Raw genomic sequence first — 26,822 nt, 5'->3', positions numbered from 1 at the left:
GCAGGCTCGCTCAAAACATCTTGACCGCTCACCCCCTCGACAAACCTATCGCAAGCAAAATGCGCAGAGCCAACTGGAGCAAAGACTTCTTCTATGAGCTCTTTACTCATATGCGATAGCCCTACCCGCAAGGGGGGAGATTGGCAGCTTCAGCGTCGGCGCTTCACCCCACCACAACGACAAAATGCTTGGTCACCGGCTCGAGGATCTTCCACGTCCCTTTGAAATCGGCCTCGACCACGAAGGCGTCGCCGGGGCCGACCTCGACCGGCTCGCCGCCGTCGGGCGTGATGACGATGCGGCCGGCGATCATGTGGACGAATTCATAGTCGGTGTAGGTGGCGTGGTAGGTGCCGGGCGAGGCGCGCCAGGTGCCGGACATCACCGTGCCGTCCTCGGTGGTGTGCTGGACGGCGGTCTGCATGGTCGGCCTGCCCTCGACGACGACCCAGCCCGGCAAGTCGCCGGCCTCGGCATGCTCGACGGCGCCGAATTTGAGGATGGTGGGTCTGGTCATCGAAGGCTCCTGCGGTTCGCCGGGATTGGCTCGCGACGGCATAGCCGATGACGGCATGCGTTGCACGTGGCGATGCGACAATGGGAGGCGATGTGGCGACGGGTTGCGACGCCTACGGCGTTGGCCGGACGGCGGAAGGTCCCCTGGGTTTGCGCCGTTCCATCTCGAATCAAAAAGCCCGCCGGATGGCGGGCTTTCAGGTTTCTGGCAAAATCAGGGGATGGAAGATGGCGGCCTTGCAGTGACGACACTCAGCGTTTCGCGCTTGGCCAGAACAGGCTTCTCATAGATTTTCTTCAAGGTGTCCTCCTCAAGGCTTCGTCGGTCCGCATGTGCAACCTTATAGCTGCCGGCGGCGATGGGCTGTAGCGCATTAGCAACACTTAATGGACGATCCGTCCCACGGAGCCAGCCCTTTGTCGGCTTTGAGGGTGACGAAGCCGCCGGCATAGGGCATCGTTGTCTCGTTTCGGGACCAAATGCCGGCATCAGTCTTGCACCGAAGAGATTGCCGGTGTCCTCCCGCCGGTCCTGATCGGGGGATCAGGTTTTAATCTCGCCGGGCCTGTGGGCTTTGGGCATCAGGGTTAGGCCCGGCGAGTTTTTCATCCTTCACCGTCATGCCGACCGGCGGGTGCCACGCCTCACTGCGCGGCCTGCAATTGCTTCCTGCGCGCCGGCTGGCGTCGGCGGTGGACGGGCTTCAGCGTGATGGCCGCCTTGCGGGAGAGCGCGCCTGTGACCGCGTCGACCATGCCGAACGCGACGAAGTCGGCGTTGAGGGTTGCGGCGAGCTCGCCCGCCGCCTTGTCGTCGGGATTGCCGACCTCCGACCAAAAGACGATGCCGACGCGCAGCTTCGCCTTGATGCGCTTCAGCCGCCGCACCATGAAGCGCGCGTGCTGGGTGGACTGACGGTTGAGGAAGCCGATGACGACGGCGTCGGTGGCTTCCAGGTCGAGGCGGCGGATCGCCAAGGGTTCGAGGTCCGTGAAGCTCGCCTTCGACACCGAGGCGCCCTGCACTTCCAGCACCTGCGCCAGCATGGCGGCGGAGGCGTCGTCGAGTTCGCCGCGCCCGCCAGCACAGAGCACGGTGACGCCCGATCCGTCGGGCAGGTCGATCTCCTCCCCGTCGGCGCCCTCCTCGGCGGGCTTGTCATCACTTGCCTCCTTCTCTGGGGCTTTCTTCTCTGGGGCCTTCTTCTCTGGCGCCTTCTTCTCTGGCGCCTTCTTCTCTGGCGCCTTCTTGTCGGCTGCCTTCTCGTCCGCCTCGGTGGCCTGCTCGGCCTCTTCCTCCTCGGCCTCCTGCTGGGCGCTATCGTCGAGATTGGCCACCAGCGTCATGGCGCTGTCGGCGACCTGCCTGCGCTGCTCGTCATCCATGACGCCGCGCCCACGGTCCTGCTCGCCTAGCAAGAGTGCGGGGATCGCAACCTCGGCGTAGAACTGGAACAGGTATTTTTCCTCCAGCATCTCTTCGGCATGGTCGGTCGCCTCGTCCGGATCGCCGGCAAGCAGCCGCTGGTAGAGCCTGGCATGCGGCTCCAGCACCGGCTCGTTGCCGAATAGCACGTCCAGGAACTCGAACTGCGGTACGTGCCGACCGAGCACCACCAGGCAGACCGTGAGCGGCGTCGACAGCACCAGGCCGATCGGCCCCCACAGCCAGGTCCAGAAGATCGCCGCCACGATGATGGCCAAAGGCGACAGGCCGGTGTGCGAGCCGTAAAGCCACGGCTCGATCACATTGCCGGTGACGAGCTCCACGACGATGAAAAGCGCGGCGGTCCACAAGAGCAGCGACCAGCCGGGCGCCACCGCCAGCGCCAGGAACAGCGGCAGCAGCGCGCCGACGATCGGCCCGATATAGGGGACGAAGCGCAGCGCCAGCGCCAGCAGGCCCCAAAGCAGCGCGTTGGGGATGCCAAGCACCCACAGCCCGATGGTGATGGGGACGGCATAGATGGTGTTGACCACCAGTTGCATCAGCAGATACTGGCCGACCCGCTTGCCGGCATCCTGCAGCGCCTGCGTGGTGCGATGGAGGTCGCCATAGCCGACCAGCCGGATGAAGCGGTCGCGCAGGTCCTCCCGCTCCATCAGCATGAAGATGACGACGATGATGACGAGGCCGGCGGAGCCAAGCGGGCTGATCAGCGGCCCGATCAGGTTCTGCAGCACCTCCAGCGGCTTTTCATGCGAGACGACCTCGACCGGGATCGGCTCGCGCTTCGGCGCCTGGGCGGCCGAAGGCAGCTGCGGCTCCTGGCGGTCGATCTCCTGGCCGACACGCTCGATGACGCCGCTCAGCCGCGAGACGATGCCGCCGCCGAGGCCGTTTTCCTTGAGCGCGCGGACCTTGGTCAGGATGTTGATCTGGTAGACGGGAATGTTCTGCGCGAGGTCGCTGACCTGGGTGGCGACGACGAAGGAGAACAGCGAAAGCGCGGCAAAGGCGCCGGCGACGCTGGCCATGACTGCCGCGATGCGCGGGACGCCGGCGCGCTTCAGCCAGGACACTACAGGCGCGATGGCGAAGGTCAACAGCAGCGCCACGGCGATCGGCAAAAACACCTCGCGCCCGAAATAAAGCGCGGCGACCGTGGTGACCACGCTCGCCACCGTCGGCAGCGCCGTGCGCGGATGGCCCCTGGAAGCGGCGAGCAGGCTCGCCAGCCCCGGCTCCGGCACCCCATTACGACGATTGGCCGGCACCATCGAGCCTCCCTGCTGCCTGGCAATGATCCGAGATATTTCGCCGGCGTGCAACGCGCCGAAGCCCGGTCGGTTGCAGATGCGCTAATAAATAGCTGGGGACATGGCCTTGCGTGGCGGAAGAAATGCGCCGGTCAGGCGCTTGACGCCCTGGCCCGTGCGCCTGCAAGGACGGGTAACCCGGGGATTGCGGGAACATCAGACGCCCGAAACCGTTATGTTGCCGAAGGGGCGTCCATCCACAGGAGGCAGCGATGAAAAAGCTTCTGCTTGCTTCGATGATCGCCATCGCCTCGGCGTTCGCGATCGCGCCGGCCAGCGCCGGCAGCGTGCAGCTCGGTATCGGCGTCGGCCCGGGCTATGATGACGATTATGACGGCTACTATCCGCACCGCTATTACCGTCATGTCTACAATGACGACTACTACAACAATGGCGGCTATGTGGTTCGCTACCATCACCGCTATCATCGTCGCCATTGCCGCACCGAGTTGATAACCCACTGGCGCCACCACCACCGCGTGGTGGAGGAAGTGCGGGTGTGCGGTAGCGGCTACAATCGCTACTGAATGAGTCCTGCATCATGAAACGCGCGGAACGGCTTCTGGCCGTTCCGCGCGATTCGTCCGCCAGGGCTGCGGACCGCTTCGGCGCTCGCAATGCCGTCAAACCTTGGTCATTCCGCGCGGCCCAGGGACGAGGGAATATTAGCGATTGCGGGAACATAGGCTCCCTCCAGCGCGTTTACGAGGTGATCAACCTTCAGGAGGAGGTTGCCATGAAAAAGCTATTACTTGCTTCGGCGATCGCCGTTGCCACGGCGGCTGCCGCGATCGCGCCGGCGGATGCGCACGGACTCTTCGGTCCCGGTTTCGGGCCGTTCGGCGGCTCTCCGTTCTACGGCGGCCCATTCTACGGCGGCCCATTCTATGGTGGCCCATTCTATGGCCCGCGTTACTACGACGATTACTATCCCGGCTATGTCGTGCGCTACCCGCACTATCGGCACTATTACTACAGGTATCATTACTACACGTACCACCGGTACCATCACCGGCACCACCATAGGCACCACCACCATCATAGGTATTATTACAGATACTAGGTGGCACGCGTAGCAGGCCGCATTGGCGTCGCCGCCCGCCGGTGAACAGCGGCATCGATGATGCTATCTTCGTTACCCTGGCAGGCGAAGGCAAAGCGCCTTCTGCATCCTCGGGTTTGACCGAAGATCCATGGCGTGACGCCGGGCGAACAGTGCTGCGTATTACAATTTTGCACCGTGGCAATGGATTCTAGGGTCTGCGCGCGTCGCTTCGCTCCTTGCTCCGCCCTAGGATGACGACCGGAAGCGTGTTTGCGCTTACGCAGCTCCTCCCCTTCGCAGCTCCTCCGCCTTGCAAATCGCCGCCAAAGTGCCATCTAACTCACCGGCATCCATGGAGAAAAAAGCCTTGACGCAGCGAAGCGGCAGCGCCGACCTGCCGCTGCATGGCGGGCGGGTCCCGAAATGGCTCGGCGACCGGATGACGAAGCTCGGCGCGGTGCTGTGCGAAGCGATCATCCACCATTACGGCCGCGACGAGCTTTTGCGCCGCCTCGCACATCCGTTCTGGTTCCAATCCTTCGGCGCCGTGATGGGCATGGACTGGCATTCGTCGGGCATCACCACCTCCGTTATCGGCGCGCTGAAGCGCGGCCTGAACCCGATGGCCGGCGAGCTCGGCATCCATGTCTGCGGCGGGCGCGGCGCGCATTCGCGCAAGACGCCGGGCGAGCTCATCGCCATCGGCAAGCGCGTCGGCCTGGACGGCGAGGCCTTGGCCACCGCCAGCCGCCTCGTCGCCAAGGTGGATAGCGCGGCGGTGCAGGACGGCTACGACCTCTATCTGCACGGCTTCATCGTCGCCGATGACGGGCGCTGGGTGGTCGTGCAGCAAGGCATGAACGGCGACGCCCGCCAGGCGCGCCGCTACCACTGGCTTTCGGAGGGGCTCAAAAGCTTCGTCGACCAGCCGCATGCGGCGATCGAAGGCGAAGCCCAGGGCGAGATCGTCAACCTCACCGACCATCGCGCCGAAAAAGCGCGCGGCGGCCAGATCGAGCTGCTCAAGACCATGAGCCCGGAAAAGATCCTGACCGAGCTTGCCGTTCTGGAGCCGCCGCCTGAACGAGCTAAGCCAGAAATGGACACAGCCGCGCAGCCGCTCTTACCCAACCTCGTCATGCCCGCGCATCACGACGTGCGCGAAAGCGACATCGTCATGCGCCGCCTGCACGGCAACATCGCCTCGGCCATCGAAAGCGGCCCGAAGGATTTTCCGGGGCTGCTCCTGGTGCCCGGCGTCGGCCCGCGCACGGTGCGGGCTCTCGCCATGGTCTCGGAAGTCGTGCACGGCGCGCCCTACCGCTTCTCCGACCCCGCCCGCTTCTCGCTCGCCCATGGCGGCAAGGACCGCCACCCCTTCCCCGTGCCGCTCAAAGTCTATGACGAGACGATCGCGGTGCTGAAATCGGCGGTGGGGAAGGCCAGGCTCGGGCGCGACGAGGAGTTGCAGGCGCTTCGAAGGCTGGACGGGGAGTCGCGGCGGATGGAGAGGTATCTGACGGGGCCGAGCTTGAAGGAGATCGTGGCCGGCGAAATGGACCAGTCGCATTTGTTGGGCGGGCGGAGCGTGTTTGGGTGGGAGGGGGTGCCGGAGACTGAGCCGAAGCCGCTGAGGAAAGATGCTTGAGGCGCCGCGTTGAAACGCGCTGACAAAGACTGTCGGTCGGCGCCGCCCCTCATTGCCCTGCCGGGCATTTCTCCCCGTATAGTGACGGGGAGAAAGGGCTTTCATCGCCGCTTTCGCCAATCACCAACGTCGCAAATCAGGCGCCGGCGTCGCGGCCAGCCCTCTTCTCCCCGTTCACGGGGAGAAGGTGCCGGCAGGCGGATGAGGGGCAGCGCCGGCGTCTGCCATTTTGGCAGTCAAAGCGGTCGCGAGTGCTCAATTGCGACAGCCAGGCAAGCGTGCCGTCAGGTCTTTCTCTCCAGCAGACGCATGTCGATTTCGGGCTGCACATAATGAATCAGCCCGGCCTTTTCGGACAGGACCATGACCCCTCGTTCAAGGTAGCCGAAGTTTTCTTTGGGGTAGTCCTCGGAATATTCGTCGGTATCCATGGAGCAGACCACGACGCCTTCGTTCCCCTCCCAGGCGAGGATTTTGTCGCCAAGCCTGGCTAGGGTTCCATCGGGATATTTCATTGGGAATCCGGAGAAATGGCAATCAGGCGGATGAGGGGCAGCGCCGAGGTCGGAGTTTTGCGCGGTCAATGCTGAGATTGGAGAGCTGCAGCCGCCTCCTTGCTTCCAGCCTCAGCCGCCAGTTTCAGCCACTTCAAACTTTCGCTGGTATCTGCTCTCACCCCGTCTGTGCCGGCGGCGTAGGCTTTTGCGACCATCAGTTGGTAAGGCGCTGCTGGATCGGCGCCCTCCTCTGCCGCCAGTGGACCGTGCGAGCCAAGTCGACGGAACCAGTAAATCGCATCCGCATCACTCTTGCGAACCTCGCCCCATCCGTAGGCGTAGATTGATCCCACGAGCATCTGGGCAGTTCCATCTCCCAGTTGCGCCAACAGCTTCAGGCTCGCCAATGCTGCGGCACCATTCTCCCGCTTCAGCGCTTGCACGCCTCGATCCATTTCACTGTTTCGCAGCAGCAGTATTCCGATGCCAATTGCTACCACCAAAACCAGACCCATCAGGATTCGAGCGATCAGTCTGGTCATGGCTTTAGCTGGCATTTTTCACCCCGCTACATTCTAGGCCGATTGGGATACTTTAACAAAAATCCAACTCACCGGACCAATAAGCTTTTTTGGTCGATTTGACTGTTGTATTCTCTACTTTTGGTTATTTCACCATCAATCCGAACTTTCTAATATTCACCCCGCCTTCCTCCCCATCATCCCATAATGCACCGCCAACAAGTCCAATCCGACCTTCAGCAGCTTGACCACCACATCCCGCCCGTGGCCGGTGCGTTCGGCGATGGCCTTCACCGACTGGCCTTCGAGGCAGATCTTGCGCACCACCTCCGCCACCTCCCAATGGGCAAGCGCAGTTGCGGCGTGGGCATGCGCCCGGCCGGCTGACAGCACGTGGTCGGGGACGCCGCCGCCTAGCCTGCCGCCGTCGACGCGCTCGCTCCAGGATTGCGGCTGCAGGCCTTGGCGCTCTGCGCGCTCGAAATCGTCGCGAAAGCGTTGTCCGGCCTCGCGCTGCTGGCGGGTGAGCGAGGTGATGCCGGTGAGCGGATCGACATTGCGCAGGCGCACGACGCCGCCGGTGGAGGTGTAGCCGCCGTTCGACACCTCGTAGACGCGGCGCGCCTCCGCCGTGCCGGCAGTGAGGCGCTGGCGGCCGAAGGCGTCGGCCTTCAGCGCGAAGTCATGGCCGACCTCGCGGCGGATGCGCACCTGCTCGGCCTCGCCCTTGGGGAGTTTTGGCGGTTGGGGTTTTTTGGCGGCTTTGCGGGGCATGGGCGGGTCCTTTGTGACGACGGGTGGATAATTGGAGAGGCAGGTGCGAGGCGCCCCCCTCTGTCCTCCCGGACATCTCCCCCTCAAGGGGGGAGATCGGCAGCTTTGATTGCGGCGCCTCTCCTCCAGCGTTAGCGATTGGCGAAGCGCGTGAAGAGATTGATCTCCCCCCTTGAGGGGGAGATGGCCGGCAGGCCAGAGGGGGTGCCTAGCGCCGGCGTATCCTTACTATCGGCGGCGCTCTCACATCCCCCTCCCGCGATGGCCGTGGAACCTTGCATGGTGGTGCGCGCAGTAGCTGCGCGTGCCTGTCGTGCGCAGGCCGCAGCAGAGCATGTCCGGGCCGGGGCGCGCGCCGGGCGGGTCGTGTTCAGGCTCTTCGCGCAAACCGAGGTCGATCGGGGCGCGGCAGCGGCCGAACAGGCAATCGAGGAAGCGCATGGCCGCGACATGGGGCTGGCGGCCGGGCGCGACAGGAGGCGGCGGCGCCGGGAGCTTGTAGCGCTGGGCTTCGGATTTTTCGCGCTCGCCGGGAGCGAGCCAGGCCGGGGGCAAAGTGCGCGCGGGTTTGCGCGGCTTGGGTTTCTTGGGCTTGGGGGTAGTGGAGACGCGGTCTGTTTGCGTGACGACCCCATGGACGGGCACGCTGGCGGGACAGCACCCCCCTCTGCCCTCCCGGGCATCTCGCTCGCAAGGGGGGAGATTGGCAGCTTCGGCGCGGGCGCCCTCCACCAGCTCGGCACATCTGGCAAGCGCGGCCGGCTCGGAGAGCGTCATTGCTCCAGCCGCCACCCTGCCCCGCCTGCCTGGACGGTCCGGCCGCGCATGTTTCCTTGGCCGGCCGCCGGCGCGGCCGCCTTTGGGGTTGGCGAAGCCGATGGCGCTTAGGCCGGCGTTGCGGTGGACGATGCCGATGATGGCGTTGCGCGAGACCGGGCTGCCGCGCAGCGCGCTGAAGCGGCCGGCGATGCGCGAGGCCGAAAGCCCCTCCTTCAGCAAGGCGGCGATCTCGTCGATTTCCTTTTCGGTGTAGGCGGCTGCCATCTTCTCGTTCCGTTGATTGCTAAGGCTTGGGCTTGTGAAAGGGCTCGGCGTTGCGAAGAGTTGGGCTCGGGCCAAGCGCCAGGGTTCGGCCGCGAGGCCGCAGGTCAGGTGAGCGAAAGGGCTGGGTTCAGGCCGCGCCTAGCAGTCGAAGGAGTGCGGCTTCGGCGGCGGCCCGCGTCAGGCCCGACACCGCCCGGCCGGTTACCCGGTCGAACAGGATGACGGTGCCGTCCTCGGTGCGGATGCAGCTTGTGCCCGAATTGGGGGCCGGAGCCGAGGGAGGAGCGGCTCCGGCCGTTCCGGTGAACCGGGGTGCGGGCGGTTCGACCGGATCCGGGGCAAACGCCCCGGAATGCGCCCGGACCGGGGAGGAGGACGGTCCGGACGATTGGAATTCCAAAGGTGACGGGAGCGCGTTCATGCCGCCTCCCCTTGCATGGCGGCAGCGGCACGATGGCCGGCCAGCCATTCGTAACTGACGCCGGCAATGCCCAGCCGGCGGCTTGCCGCCACCACCTGCGGCCAGTGCTGCGGCGCGATGCGGCCGCGACGGCGCATCTGGCGCGCGGCTTCGTAGCCGCAGCCGACATCGGCGGCGAAAGCGCCGATGCTGTGCCAGCGATCGATAAGCCCCGAAATATTCGTGGGCAGCTCCGAGATATTCGCGGGCCGTGCCGTCATGCCGATGGTGGGCGCCGGAATCATGGGTAATGCGGAAATGCTTGCGGGATGCTCATTCATGCGCTAAGCGTACGTTATGTACGAATGTCGTGCAAGCGAAATCGTACACTTTGGACGATAAATTTCAGGCATTTTGTACGATGATGGATTCCCGGCACAGATTGCAGCAAGCGCGCGCCCAGGCCGGCTATGCCTCGCCCAGCGATGCGGCGCGCGCCTTGCGCGACATCAACAAGAACACGCTGATCAGCCACGAGAACGGCAACCGGCCGCTGTCTCGGAAAGCTGCGGAGAAATATGGCCGGCTGTTCGGCGTCGACCCCGGCTGGCTGCTGTTTGACGCGGATGGCGCCGAGGCGGCTCCGGTCAATCTCATGCCCTCGCCCGTCACCGTCGACGTGCCGATCGTGTCCTGGATCAGCGCCGGCGAGCTCGGCAGCCAGGACAGCGTGGTCAACCTTTCCGATTATCCGACGATCCCCACCGCCGACCTCGAGGAAGGCGAATGGATCGCGCTGCGCGTCGACGGCCCGTCGATGAACAAGATCTCGCCGCCGGATTCGATCATCTTCGTCAATTTGCGCGACAAGCGGCTGGTGACCAATGGCTGCTACGTCATTTCAGACGAGACGGGACGGGCCACCTACAAACGCTGGCGCCCGAACGACAATCCGCCATTCCAGCCGGCGTCGTATCTGGATATCCCCCCGCCGGAGCTGGAGGGCGCGATCACGATCATCGGGCGGGTGAAAAGGTCGATGATCGATATGTGAGGGGGTGGCGTCGACTGGCGACGGCGCTCATGCGACCGCTCTCCCCTGTCGCGGCCGGTCTCGGACTGGACGACGGCGTGGACGGCCTTCAAGTGCGGCGGTTATAAGATTTTCACAATTTTCTTATAACGATCTTGCAATCGAAGCTGATGGCGCGCAATTATAAGAAAGCTGCAGGAATCTTATAACGCTTCGCGCGAGCCGGGAGCGGCCATGAAGACCATCGATCTCGCCTATCGCACCCTCTACGCCGAGCTGGTGCAGCGCAGCCTGGACGCCTCCTTCGAGACGGATTTCTCGACGGCGGGCAATTTCGTGCGCGTGCCGGTGAAGGGCCGGGACTACTGGTACTTCGAGGAAACCAGCCCCAAGAAAACCAGGCTCTATGTCGGTCCGGCCGAGGATCCCGAGATCGCCATGCGGGTCGCGGCCTTCAAGGAGATCAAGGACGATCTCAGGAGCCGCCGCAAGCTGGTCTCCACGCTTGTCCGCGATGCTGGCCTGACCGCATCCGAACCTTTCACCGGCGATGTCATCGAGGCGCTGGAAAAGGCCGGGCTCTTCCGGTTGCGCGCCGTGCTTGTCGGCACCGTCGCCTTCCAGACCTATGCCGGATATCTGGGTGTGCGCCTTCCAGGCGCCGCGCTGCAGACGGGCGATGCCGACTTCGCGCAGTTCCATTCCGTTTCGGCCGAAGTGGAGGACAGCATGCCGCCGGTCATCGGCGTGTTGAAGGCGGTCGACCCGACGTTTCGCGAGATCCCGCACCGGACGGATGCCGGCCGCACGACGCAATACGAGAACGCCTCGCGCTACCGGATCGAATTCCTCACCCCGAACCGGGGCAGCGACGAGCATGCCGACCATGCGAGCCCGATGCCTTCGCTCGGCGGCGCTTCGGCGCAGCCGCTGCGCTTCCTCGATTTCCTGATCCGCGATCCGGTGAGGACGGTGCTGCTCCATCGCTCCGGCGTGCCGGTGCTTGTCCCCTCGCCCGAACGCTTCGCCGTCCACAAGCTGATCGTGGCGGCCCGCCGCGAGCGAAGCGCCGCTGCGAAGCGCGAGAAGGACCTCCACCAGGCCGGCCTGCTGGTCGAGGCATTGGATACAACGCGCAGACAGGATGACCTTGCACTGGTTCTCGCGGAAGCGTGGGAGCGCGGTGATGCCTGGCGGGAAGCATTGCGGAAGGGATTGAACCTGCTCAAGCCGGACCGGCATGAAATGGTTCAGTCGGTTTTAGGGCGGGCGCTTGACGAAATCGGCGCGCAGCTCGAAGGCTTTCCGATGCGGTTCGCCTGATCCTCGCCTCAAGGCGCATATCGTTCAAATTGTACGAAACTCGCTTGATTGTTTTTCGTACATAAAGTACGATATCTCCCTTCCTTCGAGGGGATTTGCTTGAACACCGCTAACCACGTCGCTTTTGCCGACCTCTCCCGCCCTTTGCTGTCGCCACTGCCGCCCCACGAGCGCGAACGCCTCGCCGGCGCTTGGCGCATGGCCAGCCAGGACATCGCCGACGACCTCCGCTTCATCCGGCAATATCTGAAAGTGATCGCCGAAAAGGACGAGCGTCTTTCGACCGGCACGCTGGTGCATGGCCGCGCCTATGTCGAGGCCTGCGCCACCTGGCTGCCGGAAACGGTGGCGCGGTATTTGCGCAATCTCAGGCTGATCAGCGAATGCGAGAGCGCGATGATTTTGGCAGGCGTGCGGTTTGCCAGGTCGAGCGATGCCTGGTGAGGAGCATTCTCTCCCTCTTCTCTTGCGAGAAAGGAAAGAGCTTCCGGGCCGCCCGAAAAGCGAACAATCATGCCGCTGCAACCCTTGGCTCCGCGCCTCGACAAATGCATCGTTTCACACAATCGCCAATTGGTGGACGCGGGTGAGCGGCCGGGCGTTAATTCCTCGCGGGCGAAGGAGGGCATGGCCGCATACCAGGGAGGAACACGTTTGATGCAACCGCAAATCGACATCGGCGCACTACCCGAGGATCAGCCCTACGAAGTCACCTCATTTGCCAGAAAGCACGGACTGACGGTTCCGGTCGCGGACGCGGTCCTTTTCGCCAAGGGTCCGTCGCCGTCGCGGGCCGCCTGCGATACCGCCGCGCTTGCCCTCCTCTGCGCGGTCGCGCAATACGCCAGGAAGCAAGGAGGGCGCTAGCGGTTCGGCGACGCGTCTGTCGGGATGACACAGGGATAACCCGGATAGTCAGTAAACTCCCGCCGGCGCCAGGCCTATCTATTCGATATCTCCAATATTGGACCGCTATTTCTGGACACGACCAAGGGACTGGTGGCGACCAGAATCATCGAAGGCGCGCGACACGGCCGCACCCTCACCTTCCCGCAGATCAAATGGAGGCCTGGCGGCCAACCGGCCGCCGAAATGGTTCAGCCCTTGGCTTTGGGCTTGGTCACCTTGGCCTTGGCGGGCTTGTCCGCTTTGGCTGGCTTTTCGGCCTTCGCCGCTTTCGGTTTTTCCACCTTGGCGGCGGCCGCCTTCTTCGGACTCTTCGCCTTCGGATTGCCCGCGGCGTCGACCTCGGCTGTCGCCTGGTCCCAATGCTCCATATGAGCGCCTTCCGGCCGGCCGGCTTGCTCCCAGATCTCGTGCGCGCGCTGGCGAATGCGTTCGTACCTGTCGTCCGTCACTGTCGCCTCCTAAGGTTGGGACGGTTCCCCGGCGCGAACATTAGCCGAATTTTCGCGCGGCGTCTTGGGTGTAGACACGGCGCGCGAACGCATCCCGCGGCAAGGTGGTTGATCGCTTATTTGTGATCAGGGAGCACCGTGATGCCGAGATATGCGGCCTTCTTGGCAATCAATGCCGCCAAATCGGCATCGGAACGATCGGTTCCGGTCCGCTCGCGCAGCAGCGCGATCAACTGGCCCACCGACAGCAGCCCATCGCCGCGCTCGGCCAGCAACCTGTCGACCTGCCGGACGACATCAGGTGATTCGACATGTGGATGATGCATGGCAACGATTCCTCCAACCGCGTTTCGTTGCCTCCCAAACCGCTGCTCAGCTTAAACGATATGCTTGAAGACCAGAAGAGCCCGATCCTCCCACCGATGCGACGGGGAGAGAATCGGGCCCTTCAGCCCGCCAGGTGCTACTGGATCACCTGGATGACGCGGCGCGTGCCAGGATCGATCAGCACCGTGTGGTCATTGACGACCGCGTAGCGATACTTCACGTCCGGAACCTGCTGCAGCTCGACGGTGTCAGGCACGGTCGAGCCGACGCCGAGCTCGAGGCCGAGCACGTTGACCGAGGCGATCGGATGCTTGTGGACGTATTCCTTGACCACGGTCTGCTGCTCGGGGGTGACGATCACCTCGTCCGCGGCCGCGATGCCGATGCCGGCCATCAGAGCCAGGCCGGCGACAGCTGGAATGAAGGTGGTTTTCATCATTTCTCTCCTGTTGCGTTAGCGAGCTCCACCCTGCCTCCGCCAAGGCGGAAACATCGGCAGGTCGAACGTTGGAGCTCCCGGGGCAAACGCCGTCGGCAGGGCGTTGTTCCGTCAGCGACGACTAATTGATTTGGCGGAACCTTCGCATCGGCTCCGCATTGGAAGACTTTGAATCCTCAAGGCTTTGAATCCAAAGGGCGCCGCCGTCATGCAAGAAGGTTCCATCAGAAGCGACATCGAACTTCGAGCCCCTGTAGCCATCGCCGTCGGCGCCGGCTTCAAGCGCGAGATCGCCTCGCTCACCGAGATGCAGAATTTTCTCAAGGAATGGCCGACGGTCAAGCGGGGCGAAAGCTATACCGCGGCGATGCGGGCCTGCGAGGCGGCGTGGGCCGCAGAGATCGAGCTCGACAAGGCGCGGCAGGCGTTCCTGGTCTTCGCCAGGAAGGTGGGGATCGAGTGGACCGGCGCCGATCCGGTGGCGGTGCTGCGCGAAGCAAAGATCAGGCGCAACCGGGCACGCGAAAGCCGCCCACAACACGGAGCGCAACACTGACCAGTGTCGCGCGCATCGGCCTTGCCTATAAGTTTTAGAATTTAGCCGGCGGATCGCGGCAGCAACCGGGTGCCGCCGGCGTCCATTCGCCTGGGACCGTCGCCCTGCGAGCCGACGGTCGACTGGAATCGATTGGTGATTTTCGGCTGAGGGCCGCTGTCAGTTCGCCGTCGATTCGCCCAGCGCCTCGGTAACGAAAGACGCGGCGATCAGATCGTCCGCGTCTATGCGTAGGGAGCCCTCTGCGCCCCCCATGATGGCAGCGACCTTCTGGAAGGTCTTCATCTCATGCTCGGTGATCCGGGCGTTCCGCATCCTGGCTTCCAGATCGGCGACCCGCATTCCGAGCGAACGGGATGTTCCGATTTCTCGTTTCGACATGTCGGTTAGACTCCTCCCCTGTTTCGCCACCGCCCGATTCCCGCATCCTGCGCATGCTTGTGTTCTCTATGAGGCAAATGCGAACACAGCAGCGGCAACGCGACGCCGGAGCGAAGGTTCCGTTAGCATATGGTAACGAATTGCTACCGGATAACGGCCCGCCGCCGTACCGGCAGCAGGCCGTCACTCAGGGCGAATGGGATTTATTGGATGACCTTGACGATCTTGCGCGTGCCGGGATCGACAATGACCGTCTGTTTGTCGACGACAACATAACGGTATTTGACGTTCGGGACCTCATGCAGCTCGACGGTGTCGGGAAGGACGCTGCCGATGCTAAGCTTGACGCCGGGAACCTCGACCGAGGCCAGCGGCTGCTTGTGCACATATTCGCGAATGACGGTTTCCTGCTCGGGCTGAATGATGACGTCCTCGGCGGCGGCGGCGCCGATACCGGTCAGAAGCAGCAGGCCCGCGGCGGCGGTTGTGAGATGCATTTTCATCGATGTTCTCCTTCGTGTGGATAGACTGCCTCTCACGCTGCGCCTGCGATGTCACAGCCAATAGGCATCTGGCGTAACGCCAACCGGCAAGCCTTGTTCCTGCAAAAATTTACCGCCGCCGTTTTTTCGCAAAACGTCACCAGCGCCCGCGAAACAATTTCGGAACAATGCTTTCAGGGCCGGGTTTTCTCAGCGAAGGGACCGAACTTTCCGAGGAGAAATCCGATGAAACATCTGCTTATCACGAGCATGATCGCGCTCGGCGTCGGTTGCGGCGCCGCGATGGCGCAGACCGAATCCGTGCAGCCCAGCAGCGACACCAACTGTGCCGCCGGCCAGGCCGATTGCCAAAAGGGCGGCAAGGCCGGCGGGCAGGCGCAGGGCGAGGCGAAATCGAAGACCGAGCTGAAGGCCCAGGGCAAGGCCGGTGCCAACACGCAGGAGCAGGCTCAGGGCAAGGCCAAGATGAAGACCGACGAACAGGCCCAGGGTCAGGCAGGCGCCAATACCGACCAGAATGCCCAGGACAATACGCAGCTGAAGAAGAAACAGCAGCAGGCCCAGGGCAAGGCCAAGGTGAAGACCGATGAGCAGGCCCAGGGTCAGGCAGGCGCCAATACCGACCAGAACGCCCAGGACAACACGCAGCTGAAGAAGAAGCAGCAGGCCCAGGGCAAGACTGGCACGAACACCGAGCTGAACGCTCAGGGCAATACCAAGATGCAGACCGAGCAGAACGCCCAGGGCGGCACTACCAAGATGAAGACCGAGCAGAACGCCCAGGGTAACACCAACGTCGAGACCGACCAGAGCAAGACCGCCTCGATCAACAACGTCACGGTGGAGCAGAGAACGCAGGTCACGCAGATCATCCACGAGACCAAGGTCGAGCCGGTCCGCGATGTCAGCTTCGACATCTCGGTCGGCATCGAGGTGCCGCGCCACAAGGTGCGTCTGCATCGCCTGCCGGCCCGTATCGTCAAGATCGTGCCTGCCTATGAAGCCTACGAGTATTTCGTGCTGGCCGACGGACGTATCGTCATCGTCGACCCCGATACTTACAAGATCGTGCTGATCCTGACCTGATGCGGACGGCATGACGACAAAGGCCCGCCGATCGGCGGGCCTTTTTTTGCGAGGCATGACGGCGCCCAAAGACGGCGCCGTTACCCGCTCACGCGCAGGCACCGCGCTCCATTAGGCATTCCTTGAATCTGGTCTCCAGGGAACGATATGGCGGAACTCTCAGTTCTGACAACAGAAGTCCTGCGTCCGTGGTCCCTATTGGGGCCGGACGAAAGGGCGATGGGGCCGCTCGCAAATTGTTCAAGCTTGCGGTCCACCCGGAAAAGGTGCATGGGTCATGACGGGTAGAGGTATGGGCGAGATCGCCGACGACCGGACATGGTCGCGGCGCTCGGTTGGGCAAATGTATTTTCCGCAGTTTCTTGTGGGAATGGTGGCAACGCTTCTGATGATCCTGGGCTGGACCTACACTTCCACGGGATCGATCTGGATGGCGATCGGCTGGACGTTTCTGGCGGCCGTGGTGCTGCAGGTCGGCTACTTCGTGGCTGTGCTCTGGCTCGTGCACGGTGAAAGCCGCGTGATCGACGAAAGCAAGGCAGACACCAATTCGGTGCCGGCCGAAATGCCCGGCCCATTCGAGCGCGACGGCATCGTCCACGCTCTCATCTCGCTGCTGTTCCCGAGGCTGCTGCCTTAACCGCGCCAGCGGCATCAAGCCCGCAATGAGCTTTCGCCCGTCGGTAAACCGACTACGCTGAATAGCCCCGGCACCCCGCATTGCTGGAATGCAGGAGCCGCGCTGCGCCTCGGTTTGGTTCCGAGGCATCGCGGCCAGTTGCCCCAAGTTAATGCGGCGCAACGCAAACGGCCCGGCTTGCGGCATCCTTGGTCGGGGACGTCGGCGCGAAGCCCCTGCTTTTCCTGGCAGTCTAAAGCGCGTCGCGCTGAAACGGACTCAGGCGACGCGCTTTAAGTCTTTGTGTTGATGCATGTCGTTGTCCCAGAACCGCTGCGCACTTCTGGGCGACATCCATTAGCGCGCCGTGACAGCCGTGGGCGAGCGCACCGGCTGGGCGGGCGAGAACACCATAAAGGCAAAGACCAGCACACCCGCGGCGACAATCAGCGAACCAATGCCGAGGATCGGCTCGACGGCGTCCATTCCATAGGCGTATTTCAGGTAAAGCGGCGGCAGCATCACCACAAGGCCAAGCGTGTAGAGGCCGTAGTGGATCATGGCTAGACGCTTCTCGGCCTTGGCCGGGTTGAGCGCGTAGTAGCCGCCGAAGATGGCGCTGGTGACCCAGCCCAGAAGGTTGAAATGCGCATGCGCCGGGAAAGCGCCATGATCGCCCGAAATGCCCATCTTGATGCCGATGGCGATACCCATCAGGAAAAAGATGATGGCCGTCTTGAAGAAAAGTTCCGATACCCGTGGCATTTGCTTGTCCTCCCAATGCCTCTGTAAACCCGACTCAAGTCTACACCTTGCATATCTTATTAGCTATGACGCACTTAATGCATGCCGCCCAGAAGTGTGCAGCGGTTCTGGGACAACGACATGCATCAAGACAAAGACTTAAAGCGCGTCGCCTGAATCCGGTTCAGCGCGACGCGCTTTAGGTCGGCGCAGCCTTCGGGCGAAAGCCTCGCGCGGTTGGTTCCGCCCGCCGGGAGGTTTTTCTAACCCTGAATGGAGGGGGTTGCCGCGAAGCGAACGGCTTTTCGCATGACTGGCGTCAAAGCCGGCCTCGCGCCTTGCATACGTGCAACATTTGGGCAATGCTTGGATTCGGGGGGAGTGGTTTCCGTAATTTCGGAAGCACGATTACATGTTCATTGACTACTACGAAATCCTGGAAATAAGCCCGAACGCCAATTCTGAGACAATCGAGCGGATTTTCCGCTACTTTGCCATGCGCTATCATCCCGACAATCGGGAAACCGGCAATGAAGCGCGTTTCAGCGAGATCGTCGAAGCCCACAACACGCTGCGGGATCCAGTCAAGCGGGCTCAGTACGACATCCTCTACCGCGAGCATCTGGGCCTTCGCCAGGAACTTACGCAGGAAGCGCGCGACGGGGGCGGCGTTGAAAGGGACTCCGTCATCCAGGCCAATTTACTGTCGCTTCTCTATGTGAGGCGCCGGCGGGACGTCAACAATCCGGGTATCGGTGACGAAGAGCTCGAGCGCCTGTCGGGCTGCCCTCGCGAGCACCTGGAGTTTCACTTGTGGTACCTCAAAGCGAAGGGCTTCATCGGCAGGACCGAGAACGGGACGTTCGCCATCACCGTGGAAGGCATCGATCATGCCGGCGCCAAACAAGACCGCGATCGTCCCAACGCCACCCGCCTGCTCGATCACGCCGATTAGAGCAATTCCAGCAAAAGTGCGAAGCGGTTGGCTCGGCGGCTTCGCCGTAGCCTTCCGTCGGAATTGCGTCGAACAAGGAGATAGAGCGGTTCGCCGTTTCTGTGAAAAGCCGGCCTGCCTCGTCCCGATCATCAAGGCCCGCCTACTGGCCTGAACCAGTGGCGGGCTCGATGAAGGAACAGCTACATCCCGGGGGAATCGACTGTCGTCTCCTGAACTCCCCATATCTGGGCTCGATTCCGCCGGATATGGCGGAACCCGAACCATGCGCCATGGAGGGCAAGAACGGAGAGCGCGTCTGTGACATAGGCGCTGTGCGTCGCCGAAGACAAGGCGACTGAGGTCTGACGCGCTGCCGAAATTGGCCCGGCTCGGCCCGCTGCGAGCCTATCGCAAAAGAAAACGCCGCCGGGCGAGGCCCGGCGGCGTTTCGTTCACCCTCTGGTCGGTTCGACCCGGCCTTATGGAGTCGTCGTCGCCGTGGCGGCGGCTGCAGCGTCGATCTTGGCCGCCAGCGTATCCTTGGCCCAGGCGGTGACGTCGGCGTCGATCGGCTTGTTGGCCATGTCGCCAAGAGCAGCATCCAACGAGGCATCGGTGGGGGCAGGCGCGTTGTCAACCGCGGTCTGGGCATCCGCGATCGCTTGCGGGTCGTCAACGGTAATCGCCGTGTTCAGATCTGCGATCTGATTTTCGAGATCCGTAATTGTCGCTGGCGGTGTGGCCGGATCCGCCTGCGCCGCAGCCAGTTGCGCAGTGAGGTCGACCAGGGCGGCTTGATCGGCGGCCAGTTGAGCGTTTGCCGCGTCGAGCTTGGCCTGCGCGTTCTGGGCCGCCGCGGCCTGCGTCACATAGGCCTGGACGCCGGCGAACTTCTTGCTCTTGGAATTCATGTAGGCGTTGATGTTGCGTTGCAGCGAGTTCAGCCGGCCGAGCTTGGCGTGGATGTTCTTTTCCTTGGGCGTGGCGGCGGTGGTCGTGTCGTCGGTCGAGCTGTCGTCGGTTGCCTTGTTGTGACCCGCGGCCGAAGCCGACTTGCCATGCGAGGCGCCGCTGTTGCCCTTGCCACCGGCATTGCCGCCGCCATTGCCGTTGCCGCCGCCATGGTTGCCGCCATTGCCGTGGCCGCCGCCATTGCCGCCGGCAAGCGCCGGAGCCGACGCTAGAGCCAGAATGGCAAGAGATGTTAGAAGTGTCTTTCGCAATGTCATTGTTCTTCTCCGCAGATGAATCGTCGTCATGGCCCAACCGCTAGGCAGCCTCTTATGAGAATTTCCTAATGGCGTCGGATAAACTTTAAGCAATTGCGGTCGCGAAATGAGAGCAGGACCACCGCCGTCCAATGATTTTCGCAAAACACATCGTTAACACATTGAAATTTAAAGGAAATACAAAGGGCCGAACGCTTTTGGGCCATTTGGAACAAAGAGGGCCCTTGTCTCGCCAGACCATGGTCCCAAAGACATTCTTGCTTCGGGGAAACCACATAGACTTGCAACGTCTGCCCGACGCAAAAGCCAAGTCCGGTCGAGCGGAATGCGCTTGGTTCGGCGTGACTAAATGGAAGAAGACGCTTCCGTGCGGCCGGCATCCTGATCCGTCGGTGCCACGGTGTCCGGCTGCGGATCTTCGCCTGAGCCCGTCGAAGGTGAAGATGCCCGAACAGGAGCATGATGAGGAAAGGCGCGATCGATAGTCGCCGATTCAGTTCCAACTATGGCTGAGGGCAAGCTCCCTTCACGCTGTTGACCAGCGGCACGTTCACCGTGGTCGCGTAGCTGATCGGGTAATCGCTGAAATAGGGGAAGTTGATGACGAAGGCATAGCTGGCGTTGACATGCGCCATACAGAAGCCGCCACTCGGCAGATCGGTGGTGATCGTGACGTTCACATTCTGCAGACCAAGGGCCTGCAGTTTTTGCGTTGCGATCGCCTGGATGTCAGTCTGGGTCAGCGCGTTGTTGAGCTGCAAGGAGCGCGAGGAGGCCTCGAGCGCATAGCGCACGCTGGATATGTTGTTCATCGACCAGCCGAAGGCGAAGATGCCGAACAGGAGCATGATGAGGAGGGGCGCAACAAGCGCGAATTCGATGCCGGCGCCACCCGATTCATGGCCGGCAAATGCCCGAAGTCTTTGGTTAGCGTACACGGACCACCTGCAGGTGGCCGATGGCGGTGTTGTCCGGGAAGGGGCCGAAGGAGAAGGGGGGAACCCAGGTGGCCGATGCCTGGATCTGAACGAAGACCGAGGGCACTTTCTGTCCGCTGCAGATGGTCGTCGAGGTGACCACGGTCGTTCCGCACTGGTAGATGCGGCTCACCGCGACCGCGGCATCGGTGGGCTTGTTGTCCCAGCTTGCGAGCGCTGCTGCCTGTGTAGCGCTGTCATCGGAGGAACCGGCCAACACGAGGTTCGCCGCCGTCTTCACCCCTGCCCGCATCGACAGCGAGCTGGTGACATAAGACCAGCCGTCCACAATGCCGAGAAGAGTGGCGCACAGCACTGGCATCACCATCGCGAGCTCCACCGCTGCGATGCCAGCGCGGTCCCTACCGAAACGGATTACAGGTAACCCCATGGCCACTACTCGACGATCTGCACGGTTTGAGCAGCCGGAATGTTCTTCATTCCAAGGCTGGTGCAGTCCTGCTTGATGGTCGTACTGCCGGACCACTGGATCGTGTCCGCGACGACCTGCGTGCACCCGCCGGTCCCCGAGAAGTTGCCGAGGTAGCTAACCTGCTGCCTGGGGAAATAGATGGCGCCGGTCAAGAGCGAGTCCGCGGTGCCGTTGAAGGTGCTCTGCGCCGCCGTTCCCGTCCTGTCGCCGTAGAACAGCACGCCGGAATAGGTGCCGGACGTCGGCGCGCTCAACGTTACGGTGGCGTTGCCGTTCATGCCGACGGTGTTGCTGCCGGTCATGTAGATGGTCACGCCACTGCCCTGGATGACGGCCCCCGCATTGATCTTCACGTCGCCCTGGACGACATAGACGCCGGGAGAAAGCGTGACATTGCCGTTGAGGTTCATGCCGCTGCAGTAGGTCCCGGGCTGGATCGTTTGCGTTGTCTTGTTGCCGTTGATCTTCTGGCAGGAGCCGCTGGCCGCGGGCGTCGGCAGGCTGGCGAACGGATCGGACACAGGCAAGGCCTGGGTGATCGGGGCCTTGCAGACCATCGTGGGTTGGGTGCTCAGCGAAACGCCGCCAACCGCAATCAGGCAGTCGGTCTGAAGGGTCGCCGAGCCCTGCACCTTGATGGCATCGGCGGCGATCGAATTCGCATTGATGACGCAGCCGATCTGCTTGAGGCTGGTGTTGCCGGAAATGCTCACCGCCTGCGAGGCCGACGGATTGAGCGCCGTATTGCAGGCATAGGCGCCATCGGTGATCAGCGCCACCGCTCTCGCCTGCTCCGGCACCTTGGTCTGCGTGAAGATGGAGGTGAAGATCCGGTCGAGGTTCTGCTTGAGAATGACCTCGACCGCCTTCTTGGCCGTGTTCGGCCCCGACGCCGGCGGCGTGTTGACGACGATGGTGCCGCCGCCCGACCCGTTCGAGTCGGCCGATGACGTGGCGGCCGCCGTGATCGTCGCGATGTCGGATCCCTGGATCTTTTCCAGCGCGCCGGCATAGGCAGCGGCATCCGCTGCCGCCTGCAGCCTCAGACTGGAATAGTACCAATAGGACGTCTCGACGCCGAGCCCCGCGCCGCCCACGACGACCGGCAAGGTAAGCGCGAATATGGTTGCGACATTGCCGCCCTTGCCTTCGCAAAAGCGTCGAGCGACGAGCCGAGAAAAAAGATGTCTGAAGAAACGACCTGAAAAGGCCATGGCCGAGCGCACCCAAGGTATCCCAGCCGTGAGGTCATCATTGCCGTATGAAGGAATGCCTAATTATTTCGCTCGACTTGCGCCTGTAGGACTGGAGCGGGCCGCTGTCCCCATCTTGCGCCGCGCGCACTAGGACTTAAGGCCCATAAAGCTTAGGACTTAAGACTTAAGTTCCGGGAAAAGCTAATATTTTAGCACGTTCTGCATTTTATCTTTTTTGGAAATCGTCCGTAGAGACGGCGCGCATATCACTCTCTGATATACGACGAGGGCGGGCTCCATGTTTGGACGGTTTTGGGCTTCGAGGCGCGGCAACTTCGCGGTCGCGACCGCTGTCGCCATGGTGCCGGTGATGCTTGGCCTGGCAGGTTCCATCGACCTGATCGGCACCAGCGACGACGCTGCGCAGTTGCAGAACTCGCTCGACGCGGCCGGCCTTGCGATCGGCACGAAATACCAGCCGAGCATGTCGGCGAGCGACGTGCAGCAACTCGGCCAGACCTTCTTCGCGGCCAATATGAGCGCCGCCGACGCGCAGGAATTATCAGGCAGCCTCGCCGCCTTCCGGGCCGGCGCGAGCGGCGCTCCGAGCGCCTACTTCATTTCGCTGTCGTCGAGCATCAGCCGGCCGGCCTTCCTCAGCAGCATGCCGGCCTGGCAGGCGACGCGCTCCGCCTCGGTCAAGATCAAGCCCGGCGCGCAGGCCTGCGTGCTCGCGCTCAATCAGCACGCCGGCGGCGCGGTCAACCTGCAGGGCTCGACCAATGTGGCGATGGGCGGCTGCGTGATCGCCGCCAATTCGGACGCCGCCGACGCCGTCAACCGGGGTGGCTCGGCGATCGTCAGCGCCGGCTGCGTCTCGACGGTCGGCCGCACGCAGGGGCTGACGCCGCCCAGCGCCACCCTCTCTTGCGGCGCGCCGCACGAGAACGAGTATGCCTCGTTCGATCCGCTGGCCGACGTCGTTCCTCCCGCCTACACGCTCTGCCTGCCGGTGCCCAACGGCAAGACGATAACGCTCTCGCCGGGCACCTATTGCGACAAGACCTTGTCGGGAAAGATCACCCTCAATCCGGGCACCTACATCCTGCGCAACGTCACCATAAAGCCCGGCGGCAACGGCAGCCTGAGCGGCCAGGGCGTGACGATCTTCCTGATGGAGAACTCGCAGCTCTACATCAATGCCAACGAGCAGGTGAACCTCTCGCCGCCGACCGGCAGCCCTTACGCCGGCATCACCATCTACCAGGCGCGCGGCAACACGCAGGCGCTGACGCTGAACGGTGGATCCGGCTCGCTGGTGAGCGGTTTCATCTACGCCCCGGACGCCGCCATCACCTACACCGGAAATTCAGACATGAACGCCCAGGGCAGTTGCCTGCGGCTGGTCGGCGACACTGTCGCGATGACGGGGAACTCCGCGGTGAAGTCGGACTGCACGGCCGAACTTGGAAACCGGGAGATGTATGCGGGACGGATGATCACCCTGGCGAGGTGAGAAATCACAGCTCGTCCACGATATCCGCGCCGGCTTGCTCGTCGAAGAGCACCGCGCAGCCCCGATTGAGCGCAACCAGCGTCAAGGCGTTGGCCGCATCTTCGTCCGACGAGATGAAATCTCCGGTCAGCACGCGCAGTTCCTCGACAGCCTTCGACATCGGCACGAGGCGCCCGGCAGAACGGTCGCTCGCGCAGGCGTCGATGACGCACAGAAGATCGATAAGTTCGAAGTTATCCATGACGGCCTCCGCCGGCGCCATCCCTTCGCTCAATCAACGGCGTGAGGCGCCGACTGGTTCCCGCGGCCGACTTCACCCGGGCGGCCTGGCGGGCGCGAGCCCGAGATCGAAGCGGGCCGGCAGGCATGGCTCGAGGCAGGCCTTGCGCAACGATCCGGTCGCGATCGGGTCGACGGGCAGAAGGATCACCATCCTGGCCCCGCGCTCGGGCCAGAGCGGCCTGCCGAAGACGAAGAAGACGCCGCCGACAAGGCCTGCCAGAAGCAGCGTGGCAAACAGGTTCGCGATCATCTTGCCGGGTTGCACGGCCAGCAACTCCAGAGCGGTTCCAGGGAAAGGAGTGCCCGCCATATCGCAGGAATGGCGGGCACACCGTGGTCAACCGCCGATGAAGGGACTTTGTCCGGCGGCTTGCTAGCCAATGAATTGATGCCGCTGTTGTTGCCTGGAAATCGACGCCTCGGGCCTCTGCGTTCGACGGGTGAGACTTCAGTCCGAACAAGGCCCGGGACCGTCGCCCGATGCCTGGAACAATCGCTTTCGGCCGCCGTTGCCCGGAATCGAAATCGGCGAACCGCTGCAAGTATTGCTCGCCCGGCCCGACCAGTTTCAGACCGGGCCGCGACACCCGGCAAACCCTCGGGACCGCCCTGATTATATTAGAAATTCCTCATAATAAGGCGTATGAATACGGTCGCGGTCGCCGACGATCGCAACGTCAGGCTCCGCTTCACTCATGGGAGGAAACCATGGCCGAAGTCGCAACGAAAGTGACAAAATTCGAATCCAAATCGCACAACAATCCCGACGAGGTCCGGGCGCCCGCCAAGACGCGTGTCGAAATCGTCCGGCTGCCGGGCTATACGCTCGGGCGGATGAACATGCAGCCGGGCTGGAAATGGTCCGAATGCGTGAAGCCGGTGGTCAAGACCGACAGCTGCCAGGTCTCGCATGTCGGCTATGTCGTGTCCGGATCGATCACCGTGCGGCTGAACGACGGCACGCAAAAGACCTTCGAGGCCGGCACTTCCTACACCATCCCGCCCGGCCATGACGCCTGGGTGGAAGGCAACCAGCCGTTCCAGTGCATCGAGGTGCTGAGCGCCGAACAATACGCCAAGCCGGCATAGCGCAAACGTCGCCCCTGGAGTTGAGACGGCGCAAGCGATCAGTGGGGTTGTCTTGTAAAGCCCCCGGCACTCCCTAGGCGGGAACGGGTCGCCACGCGGCGCCCCTTTGTCGCCTGCAGCAACATCTCCCCAGGGGAGATTATGCGCGCCACTGGTGCACCATCTGTGGGTGTATCTTCTGGTTGTGGAAACTTGCACGTTGAACGGTGGCGGCTTGACAGAGAACTTCTTTTGTTCTCTTTATGTTCTGTCAATTCCCCTTACAATAGATGCAGCTAATGCTGCAATGCCACACAAATGGGCCATGGGAGCGCGCGATGGCCGCCACAAGCACCACCGCGGCCGCCACCATCCTGCATGCCGATCTCGACGCCTTCTATGCCTCGGTCGAGCAATTGCTCGACCCGTCGCTGCGCGGCAAGCCGATCGCCGTCGGCGGCGGCGTGGTGCTGGCCGCCTCCTATGAAGCCAAGGTCTTTGGCGTGCGCGGTGGCATGCCAGGCCGCAAGGCGCGCGCGCTCTGCCCGCAGCTCATCTTCGTCGGCGGCCATTTTTCCGAGTACCAGCGCCTCGGCGACGCCGCGATCAAGGTGCTCGACGATTTCACGCCGGTGGTCGAGCGGATCTCGATCGACGAGGCGTTCGCCGACGTCGCCGGCTGCACGCATCTGTTTGGCCCTCCGCAAGAGATCGCGCGGAAAATCCGCCAGCGCGTGAAGGCCGAGCTCGGCCTGCCGATCTCGATCGGCGTGGCGCGGACAAAGCATCTCGCCAAGATCGCCTCGCAGGTGGCCAAGCCCGACGGGCTGGTGGTGGTCGAGCCCGGCACCGAGCTCGCCTTCCTGCACGACCTGCCTGTCACGCTGATGTGGGGGGTCGGTCCGGCGACGAAAGCGCGGCTCGCCGAGATCGGCGTCGAGACCATCGGGCAGCTGGCGCGCACGCATAGCGGCGCGCTGGAGCGGCTGATCGGCCATGCCGCCGGCCAGAAGCTGGCGGCGCTTGCCTGGAACCGCGATCCGCGCCGGCTGGAGACGCATCGCCGCGCGCATTCCGCCGGCGCGCAATCGGCGCTGGGCAGGAAGCCGGCGGTGCCGCGCGTCTTCGTGCCGACGCTGCTGCATCTGGCCGATCGTGTGGCGAGCCGCCTGCGCGCCAAGGATCGGCCGGGGCGCACGGTGACGGTGCGCGTGCGCTTCGCCGATCTGCGCGCCGTCACCCGCTCGGTGACGCTGGAGCAGCCGATCCAGGCGACAGCAATGCTGGCCGAAATCGCCGAGGAGCTGGTGCGCGGCGTGCTTCTCGCCCATCCGGGCGAGCGGGACATCTCGCTGCTCGCCATCTCGGTCTCGCATCTGGAGGAACATGCCGAGCTGCAGCTCGAACTGCCGCTCGGCCTCGCCGACGAGAAACGGAAGCCCGGCAGCCGCAAGGGGCTGGCCCGCTTCGGCGCCGACCGCGCCATCGACAAGATCCGCCAGCGTTTCGGCAAGGAGGCGGTCGGCTATGGCACCGTGGCCCTGGAGGGCGCACGCTCGGTGCCGGACGGGTTCCGGGAGCTGGCCGAGAAGGAACTGTGAGGAGCGGAG

Annotated in this window: 33 protein-coding genes and 1 pseudogene; 15 read left to right on the top strand and 19 right to left on the bottom strand. The window is 63.3% G+C overall.

Features of this window, described 5'->3' with window-relative positions:
• Nucleotides 1-163 precede the first annotated feature (163 nt).
• Nucleotides 164-517: a cupin domain-containing protein gene (locus RFM98_RS18290; RefSeq protein WP_320310183.1), complete on the bottom strand. Its 354-nt coding sequence runs from the start codon at nt 515-517 to the stop codon at nt 164-166.
• Nucleotides 518-1,447: 930 nt separating this feature from the next.
• On the opposite strand from RFM98_RS18290, the gene RFM98_RS31390 reads away from it, so the two are divergent.
• Entirely contained in the window at nt 1,448-1,963 is a 516-nt protein-coding gene (locus RFM98_RS31390; protein WP_430682322.1) for a pentapeptide repeat-containing protein, read from the top strand.
• 221 nt (nt 1,964-2,184) lie between these two features.
• Here the strand turns inward: RFM98_RS31390 and RFM98_RS31385 are convergent.
• Nucleotides 2,185-3,237 (bottom strand): annotated as a pseudogene (locus RFM98_RS31385) (AI-2E family transporter); the annotation flags it as partial.
• A 251-nt stretch (nt 3,238-3,488) separates the two neighbouring features.
• Here RFM98_RS31385 and RFM98_RS18280 point away from each other — a divergent pair.
• The 3 genes from RFM98_RS18280 (at nt 3,489) to RFM98_RS18270 (ending at nt 5,969) form a co-directional block, all read left to right on the top strand.
• Nucleotides 3,489-3,803, top strand: a complete 315-nt coding sequence (locus tag RFM98_RS18280) for a hypothetical protein (RefSeq protein WP_320310181.1) — start codon at nt 3,489-3,491, stop codon at nt 3,801-3,803.
• A 209-nt stretch (nt 3,804-4,012) separates the two neighbouring features.
• Entirely contained in the window at nt 4,013-4,339 is a 327-nt protein-coding gene (locus RFM98_RS18275) for a hypothetical protein (protein ID WP_320310180.1), read from the top strand.
• Between the two features lie 349 nt (nt 4,340-4,688).
• Entirely contained in the window at nt 4,689-5,969 is a 1,281-nt protein-coding gene (locus tag RFM98_RS18270) for a DUF763 domain-containing protein (RefSeq protein WP_320310179.1), read from the top strand.
• 284 nt (nt 5,970-6,253) lie between these two features.
• On the opposite strand, the gene RFM98_RS18265 is transcribed toward RFM98_RS18270, so the two are convergent.
• From RFM98_RS18265 to RFM98_RS18245, 5 genes are all read right to left on the bottom strand, one after another.
• Nucleotides 6,254-6,484: a hypothetical protein gene (locus tag RFM98_RS18265; RefSeq protein WP_320310178.1), complete on the bottom strand. Its 231-nt coding sequence runs from the start codon at nt 6,482-6,484 to the stop codon at nt 6,254-6,256.
• A gap of 65 nt (nt 6,485-6,549) precedes the next feature.
• On the bottom strand, nt 6,550-7,008 hold the full coding sequence (locus tag RFM98_RS18260; RefSeq protein WP_320310177.1) for an SEL1-like repeat protein: 459 nt from the start codon (nt 7,006-7,008) through the stop codon (nt 6,550-6,552).
• Nucleotides 7,009-7,164: 156 nt separating this feature from the next.
• Nucleotides 7,165-7,761 (bottom strand): DUF6456 domain-containing protein, encoded by a 597-nt coding sequence (locus tag RFM98_RS18255; protein WP_320310176.1) that lies wholly within the window; start codon nt 7,759-7,761, stop codon nt 7,165-7,167.
• Between the two features lie 243 nt (nt 7,762-8,004).
• On the bottom strand, nt 8,005-8,805 hold the full coding sequence (locus RFM98_RS18250) for a GcrA family cell cycle regulator (protein ID WP_320310175.1): 801 nt from the start codon (nt 8,803-8,805) through the stop codon (nt 8,005-8,007).
• A 417-nt stretch (nt 8,806-9,222) separates the two neighbouring features.
• The gene (locus tag RFM98_RS18245; protein WP_320310174.1) at nt 9,223-9,486 is read right to left on the bottom strand and encodes a hypothetical protein; all 264 of its coding nucleotides are present in this window, start codon (nt 9,484-9,486) and stop codon (nt 9,223-9,225) included.
• A gap of 140 nt (nt 9,487-9,626) precedes the next feature.
• Here RFM98_RS18245 and RFM98_RS18240 point away from each other — a divergent pair, with 140 nt between their 5' ends.
• From RFM98_RS18240 to RFM98_RS18225, 4 genes are all read left to right on the top strand, one after another.
• On the top strand, nt 9,627-10,259 hold the full coding sequence (locus RFM98_RS18240) for a LexA family transcriptional regulator (RefSeq protein ID WP_320214508.1): 633 nt from the start codon (nt 9,627-9,629) through the stop codon (nt 10,257-10,259).
• A gap of 213 nt (nt 10,260-10,472) precedes the next feature.
• Nucleotides 10,473-11,561 (top strand): nucleotidyltransferase family protein, encoded by a 1,089-nt coding sequence (locus RFM98_RS18235; RefSeq protein WP_320310173.1) that lies wholly within the window; start codon nt 10,473-10,475, stop codon nt 11,559-11,561.
• 99 nt (nt 11,562-11,660) lie between these two features.
• On the top strand, nt 11,661-12,005 hold the full coding sequence (locus RFM98_RS18230) for a hypothetical protein (RefSeq protein ID WP_320310172.1): 345 nt from the start codon (nt 11,661-11,663) through the stop codon (nt 12,003-12,005).
• A gap of 69 nt (nt 12,006-12,074) precedes the next feature.
• Nucleotides 12,075-12,428 carry a hypothetical protein gene (locus tag RFM98_RS18225; protein WP_320310171.1) on the top strand — a complete coding sequence of 118 codons (354 nt, stop codon included), beginning with the start codon at nt 12,075-12,077 and terminating at the stop codon, nt 12,426-12,428.
• A 230-nt stretch (nt 12,429-12,658) separates the two neighbouring features.
• Here the strand turns inward: RFM98_RS18225 and RFM98_RS18220 are convergent, their stop codons facing one another.
• The 3 genes from RFM98_RS18220 to RFM98_RS18210 form a co-directional block, all read right to left on the bottom strand.
• Nucleotides 12,659-12,919: a DUF2934 domain-containing protein gene (locus RFM98_RS18220; RefSeq protein WP_320310170.1), complete on the bottom strand. Its 261-nt coding sequence runs from the start codon at nt 12,917-12,919 to the stop codon at nt 12,659-12,661.
• A 116-nt stretch (nt 12,920-13,035) separates the two neighbouring features.
• Nucleotides 13,036-13,194 carry a hypothetical protein gene (locus RFM98_RS18215; protein ID WP_320310169.1) on the bottom strand — a complete coding sequence of 53 codons (159 nt, stop codon included), beginning with the start codon at nt 13,192-13,194 and terminating at the stop codon, nt 13,036-13,038.
• A 188-nt stretch (nt 13,195-13,382) separates the two neighbouring features.
• Nucleotides 13,383-13,682, bottom strand: a complete 300-nt coding sequence (locus tag RFM98_RS18210; protein ID WP_320214513.1) for a DUF1236 domain-containing protein — start codon at nt 13,680-13,682, stop codon at nt 13,383-13,385.
• 211 nt (nt 13,683-13,893) lie between these two features.
• On the opposite strand from RFM98_RS18210, the gene RFM98_RS18205 reads away from it, so the two are divergent.
• Nucleotides 13,894-14,241, top strand: a complete 348-nt coding sequence (locus RFM98_RS18205) for a DUF982 domain-containing protein (protein WP_320310168.1) — start codon at nt 13,894-13,896, stop codon at nt 14,239-14,241.
• A 159-nt stretch (nt 14,242-14,400) separates the two neighbouring features.
• Here the strand turns inward: RFM98_RS18205 and RFM98_RS18200 are convergent, their stop codons facing one another.
• Together RFM98_RS18200 and RFM98_RS18195 are read right to left on the bottom strand one after the other, a co-directional pair.
• Nucleotides 14,401-14,622 (bottom strand): hypothetical protein, encoded by a 222-nt coding sequence (locus tag RFM98_RS18200; protein ID WP_320310167.1) that lies wholly within the window; start codon nt 14,620-14,622, stop codon nt 14,401-14,403.
• Between the two features lie 203 nt (nt 14,623-14,825).
• Nucleotides 14,826-15,125 carry a DUF1236 domain-containing protein gene (locus RFM98_RS18195; RefSeq protein WP_320310166.1) on the bottom strand — a complete coding sequence of 100 codons (300 nt, stop codon included), beginning with the start codon at nt 15,123-15,125 and terminating at the stop codon, nt 14,826-14,828.
• A gap of 225 nt (nt 15,126-15,350) precedes the next feature.
• On the opposite strand from RFM98_RS18195, the gene RFM98_RS18190 reads away from it, so the two are divergent.
• On the top strand, nt 15,351-16,211 hold the full coding sequence (locus RFM98_RS18190) for a DUF1236 domain-containing protein (protein ID WP_320310165.1): 861 nt from the start codon (nt 15,351-15,353) through the stop codon (nt 16,209-16,211).
• Between the two features lie 277 nt (nt 16,212-16,488).
• Nucleotides 16,489-16,851: an exopolysaccharide production repressor protein gene (locus tag RFM98_RS18185; protein ID WP_320310164.1), complete on the top strand. Its 363-nt coding sequence runs from the start codon at nt 16,489-16,491 to the stop codon at nt 16,849-16,851.
• Nucleotides 16,852-17,187: 336 nt separating this feature from the next.
• On the opposite strand, the gene RFM98_RS18180 is transcribed toward RFM98_RS18185, so the two are convergent.
• Nucleotides 17,188-17,595 (bottom strand): heme-copper oxidase family protein, encoded by a 408-nt coding sequence (locus RFM98_RS18180; protein WP_320310163.1) that lies wholly within the window; start codon nt 17,593-17,595, stop codon nt 17,188-17,190.
• 391 nt (nt 17,596-17,986) lie between these two features.
• Here RFM98_RS18180 and RFM98_RS18175 point away from each other — a divergent pair, with 391 nt between their 5' ends.
• On the top strand, nt 17,987-18,529 hold the full coding sequence (locus RFM98_RS18175; protein ID WP_320310162.1) for a J domain-containing protein: 543 nt from the start codon (nt 17,987-17,989) through the stop codon (nt 18,527-18,529).
• 461 nt (nt 18,530-18,990) lie between these two features.
• Here RFM98_RS18175 and RFM98_RS18170 read toward each other — a convergent pair whose 3' ends face one another.
• The 4 genes from RFM98_RS18170 to RFM98_RS18155 all read right to left on the bottom strand — a co-directional run bounded on the left by RFM98_RS18170 (nt 18,991) and on the right by RFM98_RS18155 (nt 22,364).
• Nucleotides 18,991-19,740: a hypothetical protein gene (locus RFM98_RS18170; RefSeq protein ID WP_320310161.1), complete on the bottom strand. Its 750-nt coding sequence runs from the start codon at nt 19,738-19,740 to the stop codon at nt 18,991-18,993.
• A 503-nt stretch (nt 19,741-20,243) separates the two neighbouring features.
• Nucleotides 20,244-20,678 (bottom strand): TadE/TadG family type IV pilus assembly protein, encoded by a 435-nt coding sequence (locus RFM98_RS18165; protein ID WP_320310160.1) that lies wholly within the window; start codon nt 20,676-20,678, stop codon nt 20,244-20,246.
• Nucleotides 20,668-21,108, bottom strand: a complete 441-nt coding sequence (locus RFM98_RS18160; RefSeq protein WP_320310159.1) for a TadE/TadG family type IV pilus assembly protein — start codon at nt 21,106-21,108, stop codon at nt 20,668-20,670. Before RFM98_RS18160 ends, RFM98_RS18165 begins: the two co-directional genes overlap by 11 nt.
• Nucleotides 21,109-21,113: 5 nt before the next feature.
• On the bottom strand, nt 21,114-22,364 hold the full coding sequence (locus RFM98_RS18155) for a pilus assembly protein TadG-related protein (RefSeq protein ID WP_320310158.1): 1,251 nt from the start codon (nt 22,362-22,364) through the stop codon (nt 21,114-21,116).
• A 280-nt stretch (nt 22,365-22,644) separates the two neighbouring features.
• Between RFM98_RS18155 and RFM98_RS18150 the strand changes: the two genes are divergently transcribed.
• On the top strand, nt 22,645-23,862 hold the full coding sequence (locus RFM98_RS18150) for a TadE/TadG family type IV pilus assembly protein (protein ID WP_320310157.1): 1,218 nt from the start codon (nt 22,645-22,647) through the stop codon (nt 23,860-23,862).
• 4 nt (nt 23,863-23,866) lie between these two features.
• Here RFM98_RS18150 and RFM98_RS18145 read toward each other — a convergent pair whose 3' ends face one another.
• Both RFM98_RS18145 and RFM98_RS18140 read right to left on the bottom strand, forming a co-directional pair.
• The gene (locus tag RFM98_RS18145; RefSeq protein ID WP_320310156.1) at nt 23,867-24,103 is read right to left on the bottom strand and encodes a hypothetical protein; all 237 of its coding nucleotides are present in this window, start codon (nt 24,101-24,103) and stop codon (nt 23,867-23,869) included.
• A 72-nt stretch (nt 24,104-24,175) separates the two neighbouring features.
• Nucleotides 24,176-24,409 carry a polymerase gene (locus RFM98_RS18140; protein ID WP_320310155.1) on the bottom strand — a complete coding sequence of 78 codons (234 nt, stop codon included), beginning with the start codon at nt 24,407-24,409 and terminating at the stop codon, nt 24,176-24,178.
• A 443-nt stretch (nt 24,410-24,852) separates the two neighbouring features.
• Between RFM98_RS18140 and RFM98_RS18135 the strand changes: the two genes are divergently transcribed.
• Nucleotides 24,853-25,233 carry a cupin domain-containing protein gene (locus tag RFM98_RS18135; protein ID WP_320310154.1) on the top strand — a complete coding sequence of 127 codons (381 nt, stop codon included), beginning with the start codon at nt 24,853-24,855 and terminating at the stop codon, nt 25,231-25,233.
• 317 nt (nt 25,234-25,550) lie between these two features.
• The gene (gene dinB / locus RFM98_RS18130; RefSeq protein WP_320310153.1) at nt 25,551-26,813 is read left to right on the top strand and encodes a DNA polymerase IV; all 1,263 of its coding nucleotides are present in this window, start codon (nt 25,551-25,553) and stop codon (nt 26,811-26,813) included.
• Nucleotides 26,814-26,822: the final 9 nt, after the last annotated feature.

Origin of the sequence: Mesorhizobium australafricanum (assembly GCF_033977265.1) — a bacterium.
GTDB classification, from domain to species: domain Bacteria; phylum Pseudomonadota; class Alphaproteobacteria; order Rhizobiales; family Rhizobiaceae; genus Mesorhizobium; species Mesorhizobium australafricanum.
The sequence above is the reverse complement of the archived record's forward strand: the minus strand, read 5'-3'. Positions and strand labels throughout refer to the sequence as shown.